The sequence below is a fragment of the Marinobacter goseongensis genome (genome assembly GCF_023156235.1).
GTDB classification, from domain to species: domain Bacteria; phylum Pseudomonadota; class Gammaproteobacteria; order Pseudomonadales; family Oleiphilaceae; genus Marinobacter; species Marinobacter goseongensis.
The window spans coordinates 81,819-98,036 of sequence record NZ_JAKZAI010000012.1; the positions used below are offsets into that span (position 1 = coordinate 81,819).

The window sequence follows — 16,218 nt, forward strand, 5'->3', positions numbered from 1 at the left end:
GCGAAATGACCAGTCAGCAGAGACTTGGTGAACGACAATCACAACATTGGTCATTCACCGAGGTTTACCATGATTCCACGCACACTCTTTGACGCCGATCTTGAAGGCTTCCGCGATTCCGTTCGTAAATTCCTGGAACAGGAAGCCACGCCTTACCACGAACAATGGGAGAAAGACGGCCAGGTCAGCCGCGAATTGTGGCGTAAGGGTGGCGAGCTGGGCTTCCTGTGCCCGGCCATTCCGGAAGAATTTGGCGGCGCAGGTGCGGATTTCCGCTACAGCGCCGTAATCATGGAAGAAGTGTCCTATGCTGGCCTCTCCGGCATCGGCTGGGCGCTGCACTCTGACATCGTCGCACCCTACATCCTCAGCTACGGTTCCCAGGCGCAGAAAGAATACTATCTGCCCAAGATGGCTTCCGGTGAAATGATCACCGCCATCGCCATGAGCGAGCCGGGTGCCGGCTCTGATCTGCAGGGGGTAAAAACTACCGCGGTCAAGAATGGTGACCACTACGTCCTGAACGGATCGAAAACCTTCATCACCAATGGTCAGCTTGCGGATCTGGTGATTGTGGTTGCCAAAACCGACCCGAAGGAAGGGGCGAAGGGCATCAGTCTGCTGCTGGTCGAGACCGCCTGGGAAGGGTTTGAAAAAGGCCAGAACCTGAACAAGGTTGGCATGAAGGCCCAAGACACCTCCGAACTGTTTTTCCAGGACGTGAAGGTGCCGGTCGAGAACCTGCTGGGTACCATGGAAGGGCAGGGCTTTTTCCAGCTGATGCAGGAATTGCCGGCCGAGCGTCTGCAAGTGGCGCTGGCGGCGGTTGCCGCCGCCGAAGCAGCCTGGAAGTGGACGCTGGACTACGTCAAGGAGCGCAAAGCCTTCGGTAAGCCGGTGATCGCTTTCCAGAATACCCGTTTCAAGATGGCCGAGATGAAAGCAGAGATTACTGCCGCGCGGGTGTTTTGTGACCGGTGCCTGGAGCTTCACCTCGAGAAGAAGCTGGACATCCCCACCGCGGCCATGCTCAAGCAGTGGACCACGGACATCCAGTGCAAGGTGATGGACGAGTGCGTGCAGCTGCACGGTGGTTACGGTTACATGTGGGAATACCCGATCGCTCGGGCGTGGGCGGATTCCCGTGTGCAGAAGATCTACGCCGGCACCAACGAAATCATGAAAGAGATCGTTGCCCGCTCCTTCTGACCGGATCCGGGTCCCGGTGGCTGATGGCTGCCGGGACCATTGGTTACCAAACTTTACAAATTGCCAAACCTATCAAGGTTCCTCCTCCCCACATCTCCTACAGTAGCGGCACAACCTCCAACAAGGATAACCGGTTGCTGCCATGAAACGTTCCTTCCCCCTGTTCCTTTCGCTGTTTGCCCTGGCCCTCGTCGGTTGTGGCGAAGAGTCTGATGATCTGCCCGTCGACGGTCGTGACTTTGACGGCGTGGGCTACAGCGATCCCGCACCCTACACCGGACGGGTCATCGACGGTTACCTGAGCAATGCCAGGGTCTGGCTAGATCTTGATGGCGACAGCCAATTCACCCCCGGACCACTGACGGTTGAGCTGGAGTCCGGCACCCTGGTGACGCTGGCCTCGGGCGAACCGACGGCCTTGTCCGGTGAGGATGGCGTATTTGTGCTGGATATCGGTGAGCTGCTGAGTGACCCGGCAGAGGCGCCGGATCTGGACCCGCGGGATTACCCGCTGTTCGCCATGGCGTTGCCGGGCAAGACCGTCGAGCAGCGGCGCAACGGCGATCAAACCATTGAGGATGCCTATATGATGTCGGCTCCTCCGGGGGTGAGAAATATCACGCCGTTGAGCACGCTGGTGCGTTATCGGCGGCTCGCGGGGGCCAGTCCACTGGTTTCGGGTACCGGCAGTGCCAACGACTCGCTTGGCAGCGTCAACCTGCTGTCGGATTACATTCTCGCTGGTGATGAGCGGGCCCATGCCTACGCGCGGGCGTTTGCCCGCTTCATGGCCAGCCAGTTCCCGTTCAGCGAGGCGTTAGCCGCCAGCGATGCCGACGGCACCGAACGGATTCTGAGCCCGCGGGCGGCCTACCTGTTAGGGCTGTCATTGGTTCAGAACGCGGGCGAGCTTGTGGGACTTGTGGATGACGCGGCTTCGCAGGGTGGCTATGAGAATGTGGATGTGGCCGCCCTCGATTTTCGCGAGGTGCCGCTGGAACTGGCGGATCCGCTGTTGCTGACAGTGCAGCAGGTGTATGCCCACCCGGAAAATGGCGGGTTGCCCGAGAACCGCTCCAATCTTCAGGTGTCCGCGGAACTGCATTTCGACTACAGCCCCGACGGACGGCTGATGTCGGTCTCTGCCAACGGCTGCATGATGCCCGCGATGCCGGAAATGGCGCGATTGATCAATGTCGGTGGGCAAATGGCCGCGCTCGGTGTGCAGTGGTTGCCTTCCATTTCACTGTCGTTGCACAGCCGCACCGCCTATGAAGAGGAGGGCAGTGCCGTGGATGAGCGCCTGACCTTCGACTGGGAGGAGCAGAGAGCCTACTTCGAGACGGCGACGTCCTGTCAGGAAGGTCTGGCCGATGGCAGTGCGCTGGGTGGGCCGGCCGAAATCACCTACGCCTGGGTCATGACGGACGGTCAGGTCAGCGAGTTGTCGGCGGTGTCCGGACTGGAAACCCGCACACTGGCGCCGGATTACACCAACAGTGCCGTGGATCCGGATGCAACGGATCCGTCCCCGGTGTTCAACGGCTACCGCCTGCAGGTAAACGGCGTAGAGGAGGTCGTGCTGTCACCCTCCGGTGGTGTCAGTACCTGTGTCCTGGACGAAGGGGTGGAAGCGGCAAACCATGCAGTATCGGCTATTCAGCCTTACAGCTTTGATGCCCCCGGCGCACCGGCCGGTTTTGAGTCGCTGCAGTTGGAGCTGGATACCCGCGGTGATTTCTTCCGACTGTTGCGCTACACCTTTGCCGACCCGGTGAGTGCCGGCCTTGATCATGTCACCGCCAATGGTGGGTTCGACTGGATCCTCTACTACGCGCCGCAAGGGGCGCCCGACTACGTGGGTGAACAGCCGGATCTGATTACCGATGCCTATCTGACCAACGTCAGAACACTGGCGTCCTGTGGGCGCGAATTCGAGGACGTGCCGTCGTCGATTTTCGGGCGTGTGGATTATGGCTACCGACGATTGTCGGAGTATCTGACAGGGCTGGTGGAGTAGGCGCCTTCGGGCGCTGGTCCATCATGTCTGGAAAGCACGATCGCATATGCCGGACGCATGGATGCTCGGAGCATTATCGGACTGTGTTTGAATCGGGAATTTGTTCTTCATTTCCTGGGGAAGGAAATGGTGCCGAGGAGAGGACTTGAACCTCCACGGGGTTGCCCCCACTAGCACCTGAAGCTAGCGTGTCTACCAATTTCACCACCTCGGCAGGTGATTTGCAGTCACGTCGCGGGTCGTTGGACCGGACGGTTCTGCCAGCGTTGAGGTGTGTGCCTCAACCGATGGCGCGTACTTTAATGATTCGATAAAAAGCTGTCAAACATTTTTTTGAAGATTATTTTCCCGAATTTAATTGCTTTATTTCGCCGCCGGTTAGGCAGGCCGACCTATCCGGCGTTATACTCCCGAACACACGCAATATAACCGCACCATCTTCGGTGCGGACAGGACAAGGATCCGAATGGTTTCCAGAAAAAAGACGGACAGAGATCCGCACGCCAGTCGTGAGGCGCAAAATTACGACAACCCCATCCAGAGCAGAGAATTCATTCTCGAGCACCTCAAGGAGCGCGGTGCACCCGCAACTCACGAGACGCTCTGCGACGAACTGGGGCAGGAATCCGAAGAGGGCATTGAGGCCTTGCGACGCAGGCTGATTGCCATGTGCCGTGACGGCCAGCTGATCTGTAACCGCCGTGGCGCCTACCTCCCCATCGAAGAGGCGGACCTTGTGACCGGCCGCGTGGTAGGTCACAAGGATGGCTTCGGCTTCCTGATTCCTGACGACGGCGGTAGCGATCTGTTTCTGACCGCGCGCCAGATGCGCCAGGTATTTCACGGCGATCGTGTTGCTGCAAGGGTCGATCGGGTTGACGACAAGGGGCGCCGCGAGGGCGTGATTGTTGATGTGCTGGAGCATCGTACCAGCCAGACCGTTGGCCGTTTCTTCCAGGAGAGTGGCATCTGTTTCGTGGTGCCGGAAAATGCTCGCATCAACCATGAGGTGCTGGTGCCCCAGGAGAACTGTGGTGAAGCACGTCACGGCCAGTACGTGGTGGTCGATATCATTCGTCAGCCCACTGTGCGCACCCAGCCGCTGGGCAAAGTAGTGGAAATCCTCGGTGAGCACATGGCGCCGGGTATGGAAATCGACGTTGCCATCCGCTCCTATGACATTCCCCACAGCTGGCCGCCGGCGGTTGGCGAGCAGACGGCGAAGATTGCCGAAGAAGTGGAAGAGAAAGACAAGGCGAACCGGGTGGATATCCGTAACCTTCGCCTGGTCACCATCGATGACGAAACCGCGCGGGATTTCGATGACGCGGTCTACTGTGAGCCCCGCCCACGGGGCGGTTACCGCCTGCTGGTTGCGATCGCGGACGTGTCTCATTACGTCCGTCCGGGCACGCCGCTGGATGATGAGGCCGTCAACCGCAGTACGTCCGTCTATTTCCCCGATCATGTTGTGCCGATGCTGCCGGAAAAGCTGTCCAACGGCCTGTGCTCCCTGAATCCAGGCGTTGACCGGCTGTGCATGGTGGCAGACATGACCATCAGTGCCGCAGGTAATATCAGCAGCTACAGCTTCTACCAGGCGGTGATGTACAGCCACGCGCGACTGACCTACAACAAGGTCAGCGCCATGCTGGAGCAGCCGGATACGGAGCAAGGCTACAAGCTGTGTGAGCAGTACGCCCATGTGCTGCCGCAGCTGCATAATCTCTATGGTCTGTATCAGCTATTACGCAAGGCCCGCACCGAGCGCGGCGCGATTGATTTCGAAACCACCGAAACCAAAATCGTGTTTGACGCCAACCGCAAGATTGAAGAAATCGTGCCGGTACAGCGTAATGACGCTCACAAGATCATCGAGGAGTGCATGCTGTGCGCCAACGTGGCTACCGCGCGCTTCCTCAAGAAATACAAGCTGCCGGCCCTGTACCGGGTTCACGACGGCCCCTCGGAAGAGCGGCTGAATGCGGTTCGGCTGTTCTTGAGCGAATTGGGGTTGCAGCTCGGTGGTGGCGACAGCCCCACCTCGGCTGATTACCAGGAATTGCTGTCCCACATTTCCGATCGCTCGGATGCCAACGTGATCCAGACGGTGATGTTGCGGTCTCTGAGTCAGGCGGTCTACAGCCCGGAAGAGGGCGGGCACTTCGGTCTCGGTTTCGCGGGCTATGCTCACTTTACATCGCCCATTCGACGCTACCCTGACCTGATTGCCCACCGGGCCATCAAGTCCGTCATTCACGGCGAGAGTCAGGCCAAGGATGTGGTCAAGCCGCCGAAGCGTGATCCGGAGCTGTCCAATTACCCCTACGACTTCGCGCGGATGGAGCGGCTCGGTGAGCACACCTCCATGGCCGAGCGCCGTGCCGATGATGCCACCCGTGACGTGATGGCCTGGCTCAAGTGCGAGTACCTCAGCGATCATGTGGGTGAAGAGTTTGACGGCGTGATTGCCGCGGTGGTGCCTTTCGGTTTCTTTGTGGAGCTGTCGGGTGTCTACATCGAGGGCCTGGTGCACGTATCCACCCTCAGTGGTGACTTTTTCCATCACGACGCCGCCAAACACCGGCTGATTGGCGAACGCACGGCTCAGAGTTTCCGGCTTGGCGATGAGGTGCGGGTGAAGGTGGTGCGTGTCGGCATGGAAGATCGCAAGATCGACCTGGAGCTGATCAGTGAGCCGCGCCATCGCCAGGCCGATCGTGATGCGCTGGTAGTGACTCGCAAGGAGCCTCGTGGCAACACCAAGGGGCGTGGCAAGGGCGGCGCCCGCGACGGTAAGCCCCGGGGGCGCGCGGATAACCGTGACAAGCCGGCCACCGGTGAGCGGCCCGCCGCGAAAAAGCGTCCTGCGAAAAGTGCGGGCGACAAGCCCAAAGGCAAGTCCAGAGACGCCTCCCGTGACAAACCTGCGGCAAAAGAGCCGGGTTCCGCGAACGAGCCGTTGTCGGCGCGGGATGAGCTGATCGCTCAGGCGGCCAAGCTGGCGTTGGGCAAGGACAAGAAACGGAAACCCCGTAAGTCAGGAAAATAATCAGTGTCCGGAGAGTTCATATTTGGTTGGCATGCGGTTGAGGCCGTCCTCAAACGCGAGCCGGAGCGGTTGCAGCAGGTCTGGATTCAGACCGGGCGCCAGGATCGCCGGGTCAAAACCATCACCGATGGTCTGGACACCCTCGGGGTGCGCTGGAGCGTGGTGCATCGCAAGACGCTGGATGAGAAAGTCGCCGGCGTGCACCAGGGTGTGGTGGCGGCGGTATCGGAAAGCCGGGAATGGGGTGAAGACGATCTCATGGCCATGCTGGCCGCTGCCAGCGAGCCACCGTTCCTGCTGGTACTTGATGGTGTGACCGACCCCCACAATCTTGGGGCCTGTATGCGCACGGCGGACGCGGTGGGTGTGCAGGCGGTGATTGTGCCCAAGGATAAGTCTGCCACGTTGACGCCGGTTGCCCGTAAGGTGGCGTGCGGCGCGGCGGAGACCGTGCCTTTTGTGCGGGTGACCAATCTGGCGCGCTGCCTGCGCGCGCTCCAGGAGCAGGGTGTGTGGCTGGTCGGCACCGCCGGCGAGGCAGGCAGCACACTGTACCAGGCAAACTTCACCGGTCCTGTGGCGCTGGTTATGGGCGCGGAAGGTAAGGGTATGCGCCGGCTGACCCGCGAGCACTGCGACGCGTTGATCAATATCCCCATGCTCGGGCACGTCGACAGCCTCAATGTGTCGGTGGCCACCGGCGTCTGTCTCTACGAAGCTCTGCGTCAGAGGCTTGCATAGAACCACCCACACGCCTAGAATACGTGACCCCTTTTTATAGGGGCGGTGTTGTATTGCCTGAATTCCGGGCCGCAACGCGACGCTTTTGATCAGGTCTGTCTGACATGCCTTATTGATAAAGCAAAAGAAACCGGCAGCTTGACTGCCACCTCCTTGCTTTCATATTTATCGGATTCCGGCGCTTTATGCCGCCCGCTGAAAAGGAAGCTGTTCAAACCGTAGGGAGAACTCATGCGTCACTACGAAATCGTATTTATGGTACACCCGGATCAGAGCGAGCAGGTGCCCGCTATGATCGAGCGTTATACCAGCGTCATCACTGAAGATGGCGGCAAGGTACATCGCCTGGAAGATTGGGGCCGTCGTCACCTGGCTTACCCGATCAACAAGATTCACAAAGCTCACTACGTGCTGATGAACGCTGAATGTTCACAGGCCGCTATGGACGAGCTGACCCACAACTTCCGGTTCAACGATGCCATTATCCGTGACCTGATTTTGCGTCGCGATGAGGCTGTTACCGATCTGTCTCCGTTGAAAGCCGCTGAGTCCCGCGAGGACCGTCGTCCCAGTGGCGAAGATCGTCCCCGTCGTTCGGCCGATTCTGACGAAAGTCGTCAGGCTGAAACCCAGGACGAAGAAGAGTAATTAACCGGAGTTGAGGAGTTAAGTTATGGCTCGTTTTTTCAGACGTCGTAAGTTCTGCCGCTTCACGGCAGAGGGTGTGAAAGAGATCGATTACAAAGATCTGGACACTCTGAAAGGTTATATCACTGAAACCGGCAAAATCGTGCCCAGCCGCATCACCGGCACCAAAGCACGTTATCAGCGTCAGCTGGCTACCGCTATCAAGCGTGCCCGCTACCTGGCACTGCTGCCGTATTCGGACAGCCACGATAACTAATTAACAGATAAACAGGACTTGGGACCATGCGTGCACTGGCACAGTTTGTAATGCGCGGTCCCCTGCAGGCAGGCGGGGTTGCGGCGGTTGCATCGGCCATACCCCTGTTGTTCTGGATTGGCGCTGCCGTTATTGGCCTGGTGATTCTCAGGCTGGGTATCGGTCAGGGGCTGCAAATTGGCCTCTGGGCATTATTGCCGGCACTGGGCTGGAGCTGGTTCGGGCAAGACCCGACGGCCCTGGCGGTGTTGCTGGAAGTGATGCTGATGGCGTCGGTTCTCAGACTTTCCCTGTCCTGGGAGAAAGCACTCCTTGCGGGGAGTTTTCTGGCGATTGTCATCGGGCTGATGTTGCCCGTGATATACCCCGGTCTGCTGGACGATCTGGTCCGTACCGGGGTCAGTTTTTACGAACAATACAACGCCGAGGTGGCCCGTAGTCTGGGTGATGAACTCGAGACTGTGATTCGGGACACCATGAATGCCAGCATGGCAGGCACCTACCTGGTAACAGGGGTGGCGATGACCATGTTGGCGCGCGCCTGGCAGGCCGGGTTGTACAACCCGGGCGGGTTCCGGAAAGAGTTTCATGCTTTCCGGCTGTCTCCGGTGGTGGCTGTGCTTTGTGCAGTGACCATGGTGGCGGGGCCTCTTCTGGGGCTGAACTCCATGTTGCTGGGTTGGGCTGCCGGTATGCCGCTGTTCCTGGCAAGCCTGGCGCTGGTCCACGGTGTGGTAGGTCGTAAAAATCTGAATGGCCAGTGGCTGGTGCTGTTTTATATAGCATTGGTGCTGTTGGGCCCAAGCCTGATGATTCTGTTGGTAGTTCTGGCGTTTGTGGATAGCTGGCTGGATATCCGGGGGCGAATCAAACCCGCCGGGCCGGCTGAATAAAGCACGAAGAGGTTAACGAGATGGAAGTTATTCTGCTCGAGAAAGTAGCAAACCTTGGTTCACTCGGTGACAAGGTCAAGGTAAAGGCCGGTTACGGTCGTAATTTTCTGCTGCCTTACGGCAAAGCGGTTGCAGCAACAGCTGATAACCTGAAGGCCTTTGAAGAGCGCCGCGCAGAGCTGGAAAAAGCCGCTGCCGACAAGCTGGCGACAGCGACCGCTCGCGCCGAAGCGCTGGAAGGTGCGTCTTTCACCATCAGCTCCAAGGCCGGTGATGAAGGCAAGCTGTTCGGTTCTATTGGTGTTCGCGACATCGCTGATGCCGTGACCGCCGGTGGCACCGAAGTCGAGAAGAGCGAAGTTCGTCTGCCCGAAGGTCCGCTTCGCGCGATCGGCGAGTACGACATCGAGCTGCAGCTGCACTCCGACGTGACCGTCCAGATCAAGCTGGTTGTGGTAGCCGAGTAATCGGTTGCTGTGGGCTCCTGTCGCGGTGGCAACGCCGGGGCGAGTCCACAACCAGTGACAAAGGCCGTTACTGTTCGTAATACCGAACGGTAATGGCGCCACAGGCCCGGCCCCGCAGATGCGGGTTCCGGGCCTGTTGCTTTCTGATATGCTTCAGGTTTCGACAGCCCCTCCCATCTGGCACGCAATGGGCTTAAACTGTCGCGGAAGCGATCCCTAACTGAAGATGTGTTCATGGCCAATCCCAATCTCAAACCTGCGAAAACCGACCTGGAAACCAGCCGCATCAAGGTGCCACCTCATTCGGTCGAAGCCGAGCAGGCGGTACTGGGTGGTCTGATGCTGGATAACCGCCGGTTTGATGAAGTCAGCGAAGTGATTTCCGCAGCCGATTTCTACCGCCAGGATCATCGCCTGATTTTCGCGGCCGCAGAGCGTCTGTCCAGCGAGAGCGAGCCTCTCGATGTGGTCACGCTGGCGGAGTTTCTGGAGCGCGCCGGCGACATCGAAGACGCCGGCGGTCTGTCATACCTGGCGGAGCTGGCGGAGAAAACACCAGGCGCGGCGAACATCCGTGCCTACGCCGACATCGTCAAGGAGCGCTCGATCCTGCGCAGTCTGGTTGAGGTGTCCGGAAAGATCGCCGATTCGGCGTTCAATCCCCTTGGCCGGACCAGTGCGGAAGTGCTGGATGAGGCAGAGCGCAGCGTTTTCAAGATTGCTGAATCCCGTGCCAAGGAGGGATCCGGTCCCCAGGCCATCAATCCCATCCTGACCAAGGCGCTGAGCCGGATTGAAGAACTGTTCGAGTCCGGCGAGCAAACCACCGGTCTGACCACCGGCTTCCGGGATCTGGATGATCAGACCTCCGGGATGCAGCCGGCCGACCTGATCATCGTGGCGGGGCGACCGTCCATGGGTAAGACCACCTTTGCCATGAACATTGTGGAGAACGCGCTGATCAGCACCGGCACTCCGGTGCTGGTGTTCAGTATGGAGATGCCGGCCGATGCCCTGGCGATGCGTATGCTGTCCTCGCTGGGCCGGATCGACCAGACCAAGGTCCGCGGCGGCAAGCTGGAAGAGGATGACTGGCCGCGGCTGACGTCTGCGGTGAGTCTGCTCAAGGACAAGCCCCTCTACATTGACGACACCCCCGGCCTGAGCCCGACCGAAATGCGCTCCCGCGCCCGTCGTATCGCACGGGAGAACGATGGCAAGATCGGTCTGATCATGGTGGATTATCTGCAGCTGATGCGGGTGCCGGGCAATACCGAGGGCAGAACGGCGGAGATTTCCGAAATTTCCCGTTCTCTCAAAGGTCTTGCGAAAGAGCTGAGCTGCCCGGTGGTGGCGCTGTCCCAGTTGAACCGGAGCCTCGAGCAGCGCCCCAACAAACGCCCGGTGAATTCCGACCTGCGGGAATCCGGTGCCATCGAGCAGGACGCCGACGTCATCATGTTTGTGTACCGGGATGAAGTCTACAACGAGGATACCCCCGACAAGGGCATTGCCGAAATCATCATTGGTAAACAGCGAAACGGCCCGATTGGCACGCTCCGCCTGGCTTTTATCGGAAAATACACCAAATTTGAAGATCTGGCGCACGGGGACTATGGCGATTACGGTGGGGATTACTGATGCCCCGCAGTACCGTCGCGCGCATTGATACCAGTGCCATCCGCCATAACTACCGGATGGCTTGTGAGCGTGCGGGCTCGGCCAGGGTCATGGCGGTGATCAAGGCCGATGGCTACGGCCATGGCATTGCCGCCGTCGCGCGGGCGTTGGCTGATGAGGCGCCGCGCTATGCGGTGGCGTGTCTGGAAGAGGCGCTCGCGATTCGCGAGGCGGGATTGTCCCAGCCGGTGGTGCTGTTACAGGGGATTCACCAACGCGACGACATGGCGGAATGCGCGCGCCGGGGATTTCATCCGGTGCTTCACAGCGATTATCAACTGGACTGGCTGGGCGCTGCGGCGGAGATTCCGGCCTTCTGGCTGAAGGTCAACACCGGGATGAACCGACTCGGGTTCCCTGCGGAGAGTCTCGCGGCGCGGGTGGATGCGCTTAGCGCCAAACCGGTGCTGCAAAGTGCCTTGCAAGGGTTCGTTACCCATTTCGCTTGCGCCGATGACCCGGCCAGTCAGGTCACGGCGGAGCAGACCCGGCGGTTTTCCCGTGCCGTGGCCCCGTGGCCGCATCTGGAAAAGAGTGTGGGCAATTCCGCTGCGCATTTTCTTGAGGGTCAGGCGCTGTTCGACTGGAGCCGGCCCGGCATCATGTTGTACGGTGGTTCGCCGATGATCGGTCAGACCGGGTCTGAGCTGGGTTTGAAAGCCGCGATGACACTGGAGGCACCGTTGATAGCCACACGCCTGCTGCAGGCGGGCGATTGCGTGGGTTACGGCGCTACCTGGGTTGCCGACCGGGATACCCGGATGGGAATGGTGGCCGTGGGCTACGGCGATGGCTACCCGCGGCATGCCGGCACGGGCACGCCTGCGGCCATCAGAGGCAAACGCATACGTCTGATTGGCCGGGTATCCATGGATATGCTGGCAGTGGATCTGTCGTCCGCTCCGGACGCTCGAGAGGGGGATGCGGTCGAACTGTGGGGACCGCAGGTCAGTGTCGATGAAGTGGCGGCCCACGCAGGTACAATCGGCTATGAATTGCTGACGGGGGTTACAGCCCGGGTGCCCAGGCTGTACTGATAGCCGGCAGCGGGGGTCAGGCCGCGGGCTCAGGCTCGTGAATGATTTCCTCGATGAAGTCGAGAATGGCGCCCAGGCTGCGATCGTCCAGTTTTTTCAGCACCTTGTGAACCACCATCTTGCTGCCTTTGAGCATGCTGCTGATGCCCACTCTGGCCATCCCCATCATCATGCTGCTGGCATTCAGCCGGCGCAGTGGCTCCAGAAAGAAGAAATCCAGGCCGTCGTCGGTCATTTCGACGATCAGGTTGAAGAGTTTATCGATGGCTTCCTTGTCGGCCTTGCCTCGCTCCCGCAGTTCACCCACGGTGTAGAGGGCACGGGTTCTCAGCTCATCGGAGATGGGGGCGACGATATGGCTTTGTTGTTTCAGCATGTCGGTTCCTGTTGTTGTATGCTCAGCGGGTTCTGATTGGTCATTTCCATAGTATTGTATGGCGGTTACCTCGTGTGCCATTGGCTTGAGCGTAATGGGGTGTCCGTCACATCAGTGATATTCCGGGAGGCGTTGGACGCTTGTGCATGTTGTAGTGGTTCATGATTACGGCCCGTTGGGCAAGGTGCTGCTGGAGCGGCTGCGTGAAACGCCGCTGCTGGTCACGCCCTTGCTGGTCAGTGATCCTGACAGGGCAGACCTGTCAGCGCTGGAGGAATGGATTCCCGAGGACACGGATCTGATCGTCAACGCCCTCTGGCTGACCGACCCGGAAGTGGCCGAGCGGGACCCCGAGGGCGTTCACCTGGCCGCTTTTTCCTTGCCGGTTGCGCTGGCGGAGTTCGCCGGTGAGCGCCACATGGCGCTGCTGCAACTGTCTTCCTGTTATGTGTTTGACGGTCGCAAACAGAGCGCTTACATCGCCTCCAATCCCGGGCAGCCCAGCAATGAGTTGGGTAACTGGCAGTGGGAGTGTGAACAGGCGTTACGGACGTTGCTGCCCCGGCACATTATTCTGCGGACCGGCTGGAGTCTGGGACGTTTTATCCGCAAGGTGCAGAAAAGCACCTGTGGCGGCGAGACCCTGCGGTTGCCGGGCCGTTGCCGTGGTCAGCCGGTGACGGTGCGAGACCTGGCGAGGGTAATGACGGCGGTGATCCTGCAGCTGGATTGCGGTGCGGAAGTGTGGGGCACTTATCAGTACGCAGGTGCGGAAGAAATCACTCTGTATGAGCTGGGCCTGGCCATCGCCGGCTTACCGGGCATTCCGGCGGGTATTCGCGTGGTGGACGATGTGCCGGAATGGGCAACGCTGGAACCTGCCAACGCCACCCTGATCTGTACCAAGATTCGCAACACCTTCGGCATCAAGCAGCAGCCCTGGCGATCGGGGCTGACAGCTGAGCTGGAGGTACTTGCCAGGGACTAGCCGCCCTGGCGTGCCGAGTCCCGGGTCGCCAGCTGCAGTGCTTCCACATCCAACAGCTCCACTTCCCGCCCGCGGGCGCGGATAATGCCCTGGTTCTGGAAGCGGGTGAACACCCGGCTGACGGTTTCCACCGCCAGTCCCAGGAAGTTGGCAATGTCATTACGTGCCATGGGCAGGCTGAAATTGGTAGGCGACATGCGTCGACGCTGGAAGCGGCTGGATAATGACAGCAGCAGTGCGGCGATGCGCTCCTCGGCAGTATTCTTGCTCAGCAACATTGCCAGTTGATGGCTGTTCTGTATCTCCTGGCTCATCAGGTGATACATATGATGTTGAAGGTCTGGCAATTTGCCGGTCAACTCTTCCAGTTTCTCAACCGGGAATTCACACACACTGGTGCGCTCCAGGGCTTTGGCGGTACTGGCATAGCTCTCGCCGCTCATGCTGTCGAGACCAACCAGTTCGCCGGGCATGAAGAAACCGGTGACCTGCTCTTCGCCCCCCTCGGTGATGATCGAGGTTTTCACCGCACCGCTACGCACCGCGAAACAGGATCGGAAGGGTGTACTCTGCTCGAAAATGTGTTCGCCACGATTAAAGATGCGTCCCTGTTGCACGATGTCCTCGAGCCGATCAAGGTCGTTTTCCTCAATCGCAAGCGGCAGGCAGAGATTGCTGAGACTGCACTTGTGACAGGACGCCTTGAGCGGCGAGGCTTGCTTGATTCGGATTACTTGTGCCATGGCGGATGAACCATCCAAATTGATTCATATCAAAACCGTACCTTAATACGGATGGCCTGCTTTGCCAATGATAGATGCTGTCGACGGGGTAGGTAATTCCCGGAGAAAACCGCCGGATGGTTGCCGGCGGCTCCGTGCCCGAATCAGACCTTCTGGAAAATCAATGACGCGTTGGTGCCGCCGAAGCCGAAGCTGTTGGACATGACGGTGGTCAGCCCGGTGTCGCGGGCTTGCGGGCCAACCAGGGGCATGTCGCCGACCTTTTCGTCCGGATTGTTCAAATTGGCGGTACCGGCAATAAAGCTGTGCTGCAGCATCAGCAGCGAGTAGATGGCCTCGTGGACGCCGGATGCCCCCAGGGAATGTCCGGAAAGGGACTTGGTGGAGGAAATCGGCGGCAGGGTGTCACCGAACACGCTGCGCACCGCGCCCAGCTCGGCCACATCACCCACAGGCGTGCTGGTGCCGTGGGCATTGATGTAATCCACGGGGCGGCTCACTGTGGCCAACGCCTGTTTCATGCAGCGCATGGCGCCCTCACCGGAGGGCGCCACCATGTCGTGTCCGTCAGACGTGGCGCCGTAACCGGTGAGCTCGGCGATGATGGGTGCGCCTCGGCGGCGGGCATGTTCCAGCTCTTCCATCACCAGCATGCCACCACCACCGGCAATCACGAAACCATCACGGCCGCTGTCGAAAGGGCGCGAGGCGGTCGCCGGCTCATCGTTATACTTGGTGGACAGGGCGCCCATGGCGTCAAACAGCATGGTCAGGCTCCAGTCTTCTTCTTCTCCGCCACCGGCGAAGACAATGTCCTGTTTGCCGGACTGGATCTGCTCCATGGCGTGGCCAATGCAGTGTGCGCTGGTGGCGCAGGCTGAGGACATCGAGTAGTTCACCCCACGAATGCGGAAGGCGGTGGCCAGGCACGCCGAGACGGTGCTGGTCATGATGCGGGGCACCATGTAGGGGCCGATGCGTTTGACACCTTTCTCCCGCATCAGATCCACTGCCTCCACCTGGCTGGCACTGGAGGCGCCACCAGAGCCTGCAATGAGTCCGGTGCGATCACTGGATACCAGGTCCTCGCTCAGTTGGGCGGAGGCCACAGCCTGCTCCATGGCCAGGTAGCTGTACATGGCGGATTGACCCATGAAACGGCGCAGCTTGCGGTCGATCACACTGGTGTCCACGTCCACAGATCCGGAAATCTGGCTGCGAAAGCCCATGTCTTTGTAGGTCTGATTGAAGCGGATGCCGGAGCGCCCGCCCTTCAGGCTTTCCAGCACCGCAGCGGTGGAATTGCCCAGGCATGACACAATGCCCATACCGGTGACGACAACGCGTCTCATATGCTCCTCCTGGAACGGATCGCCCCTTGGGGCGACGCCATTGAATCGATGACATTGTTTGGCAGTGTAAGGGGTTTGCCGCGGTGGTGATATTTGACCTTGGTAAGGGGCAGTCGCCGGCAATAGCCGTTACGTACAAGGCAGTGGACCGCGCCGCTGATACCCTGGGCGGTCTCAATGACGACAAAAAGGAGACTTTCGTGCGCACTCTGTCCCGGTTTCTTCACGATTATGGTGACAGCCATCAGAACCCCCTGAACCAGTGGATACACTTCGTGTGTGTGCCTGCCATTCTGGTATCCACCCTTGGTCTGTTCTGGCTGATTCCGGTGGGCCACTGGCTCGGGCTTTCTGACGCGGCCGCGGAATGGGTGAACGGTGCAACCCTGCTGGCGGCCGTGTCCGGCATGGTGTACCTGAAGCTCTCGCTGGCCGTGTTCGTGCTGATGGCGGGCTGGTTCGCGCTGTCGGTATGGGCTATTCAGAGCGTGGTGGCCGCCGGCTGGTCGCTGTTCTGGACCAGTCTGGTGGTCTGGATCGCGGCCTGGGCCTTGCAGGTCTATGGCCACAAAGTAGAAGGCAAGAAACCCTCGTTTGTTGAAGACCTGGTATTTCTGCTGATCGGGCCGATTTTCGTCAGTGTCGAGTTTGCCGCCAAGTTGGGCATTCCGGTTCCGCATGCACTGGGCTCACAGCCGGAGAATTCCTCAGGGGGTCACTGAATACCGCGGATTGGGCTATGCTTGGCAGCTCCGA

The 16,218-nt window shown here is 59.7% G+C and carries 15 protein-coding genes and 1 tRNA gene; 12 read left to right on the forward strand and 4 right to left on the reverse strand.

Annotated features, from left to right (window positions below; translation table 11 throughout):
- Positions 1-69: 69 nt before the first annotated feature.
- Positions 70-1,209 carry an acyl-CoA dehydrogenase family protein gene (locus MLC70_RS12430; RefSeq protein WP_248184172.1) on the forward strand — a complete coding sequence of 380 codons (1,140 nt, stop codon included), beginning with the start codon at positions 70-72 and terminating at the stop codon, positions 1,207-1,209.
- 142 nt (positions 1,210-1,351) lie between these two features.
- The gene (locus MLC70_RS12435) at positions 1,352-3,229 is read left to right on the forward strand and encodes a hypothetical protein (RefSeq protein ID WP_248184173.1); all 1,878 of its coding nucleotides are present in this window, start codon (positions 1,352-1,354) and stop codon (positions 3,227-3,229) included.
- A gap of 127 nt (positions 3,230-3,356) precedes the next feature.
- Here the strand turns inward: MLC70_RS12435 and MLC70_RS12440 are convergent.
- Positions 3,357-3,443, reverse strand: a tRNA-Leu gene (locus MLC70_RS12440).
- Between the two features lie 252 nt (positions 3,444-3,695).
- On the opposite strand from MLC70_RS12440, the gene rnr reads away from it, so the two are divergent.
- From rnr to alr, 8 genes are all read left to right on the forward strand, one after another.
- Complete coding sequence (gene rnr / locus MLC70_RS12445) at positions 3,696-6,281, forward strand: ribonuclease R (RefSeq protein ID WP_248184175.1); 2,586 nt, start codon at positions 3,696-3,698, stop codon at positions 6,279-6,281.
- Between the two features lie 3 nt (positions 6,282-6,284).
- The gene (rlmB, locus tag MLC70_RS12450; RefSeq protein WP_248184177.1) at positions 6,285-7,022 is read left to right on the forward strand and encodes a 23S rRNA (guanosine(2251)-2'-O)-methyltransferase RlmB; all 738 of its coding nucleotides are present in this window, start codon (positions 6,285-6,287) and stop codon (positions 7,020-7,022) included.
- Between the two features lie 231 nt (positions 7,023-7,253).
- Positions 7,254-7,670: a 30S ribosomal protein S6 gene (gene rpsF, locus MLC70_RS12455; RefSeq protein ID WP_248184179.1), complete on the forward strand. Its 417-nt coding sequence runs from the start codon at positions 7,254-7,256 to the stop codon at positions 7,668-7,670.
- 25 nt (positions 7,671-7,695) lie between these two features.
- The gene (rpsR, locus tag MLC70_RS12460) at positions 7,696-7,926 is read left to right on the forward strand and encodes a 30S ribosomal protein S18 (RefSeq protein WP_007154918.1); all 231 of its coding nucleotides are present in this window, start codon (positions 7,696-7,698) and stop codon (positions 7,924-7,926) included.
- Positions 7,927-7,952: 26 nt separating this feature from the next.
- Complete coding sequence (locus MLC70_RS12465; RefSeq protein ID WP_248184181.1) at positions 7,953-8,819, forward strand: hypothetical protein; 867 nt, start codon at positions 7,953-7,955, stop codon at positions 8,817-8,819.
- Positions 8,820-8,839: 20 nt separating this feature from the next.
- A complete protein-coding gene (rplI, locus tag MLC70_RS12470; RefSeq protein WP_248184182.1) occupies positions 8,840-9,286 on the forward strand; it encodes a 50S ribosomal protein L9 in 447 nt (148 codons plus the stop codon).
- A 234-nt stretch (positions 9,287-9,520) separates the two neighbouring features.
- Positions 9,521-10,927, forward strand: a complete 1,407-nt coding sequence (dnaB, locus tag MLC70_RS12475; RefSeq protein WP_248184184.1) for a replicative DNA helicase — start codon at positions 9,521-9,523, stop codon at positions 10,925-10,927.
- Positions 10,927-12,003 (forward strand): alanine racemase, encoded by a 1,077-nt coding sequence (alr, locus tag MLC70_RS12480; RefSeq protein ID WP_248184187.1) that lies wholly within the window; start codon positions 10,927-10,929, stop codon positions 12,001-12,003. Before dnaB ends, alr begins: the two co-directional genes overlap by 1 nt.
- Positions 12,004-12,019: 16 nt before the next feature.
- On the opposite strand, the gene MLC70_RS12485 is transcribed toward alr, so the two are convergent.
- Complete coding sequence (locus tag MLC70_RS12485) at positions 12,020-12,379, reverse strand: hypothetical protein (RefSeq protein WP_248184189.1); 360 nt, start codon at positions 12,377-12,379, stop codon at positions 12,020-12,022.
- Between the two features lie 142 nt (positions 12,380-12,521).
- Here MLC70_RS12485 and MLC70_RS12490 point away from each other — a divergent pair, with 142 nt between their 5' ends.
- On the forward strand, positions 12,522-13,367 hold the full coding sequence (locus tag MLC70_RS12490; protein ID WP_248184191.1) for a sugar nucleotide-binding protein: 846 nt from the start codon (positions 12,522-12,524) through the stop codon (positions 13,365-13,367).
- Here the strand turns inward: MLC70_RS12490 and fnr are convergent.
- The gene (gene fnr / locus MLC70_RS12495; RefSeq protein WP_248184192.1) at positions 13,364-14,110 is read right to left on the reverse strand and encodes a fumarate/nitrate reduction transcriptional regulator Fnr; all 747 of its coding nucleotides are present in this window, start codon (positions 14,108-14,110) and stop codon (positions 13,364-13,366) included. The two genes, MLC70_RS12490 and fnr, sit on opposite strands and share 4 nt — an antisense overlap.
- A 143-nt stretch (positions 14,111-14,253) precedes the next feature.
- Complete coding sequence (gene fabB, locus MLC70_RS12500; RefSeq protein ID WP_248184194.1) at positions 14,254-15,462, reverse strand: beta-ketoacyl-ACP synthase I; 1,209 nt, start codon at positions 15,460-15,462, stop codon at positions 14,254-14,256.
- A gap of 83 nt (positions 15,463-15,545) precedes the next feature.
- Between fabB and MLC70_RS12505 the strand changes: the two genes are divergently transcribed.
- Entirely contained in the window at positions 15,546-16,184 is a 639-nt protein-coding gene (locus MLC70_RS12505; protein ID WP_248184196.1) for an Mpo1 family 2-hydroxy fatty acid dioxygenase, read from the forward strand.
- The last annotated feature ends 34 nt before the right edge of the window (positions 16,185-16,218 follow it).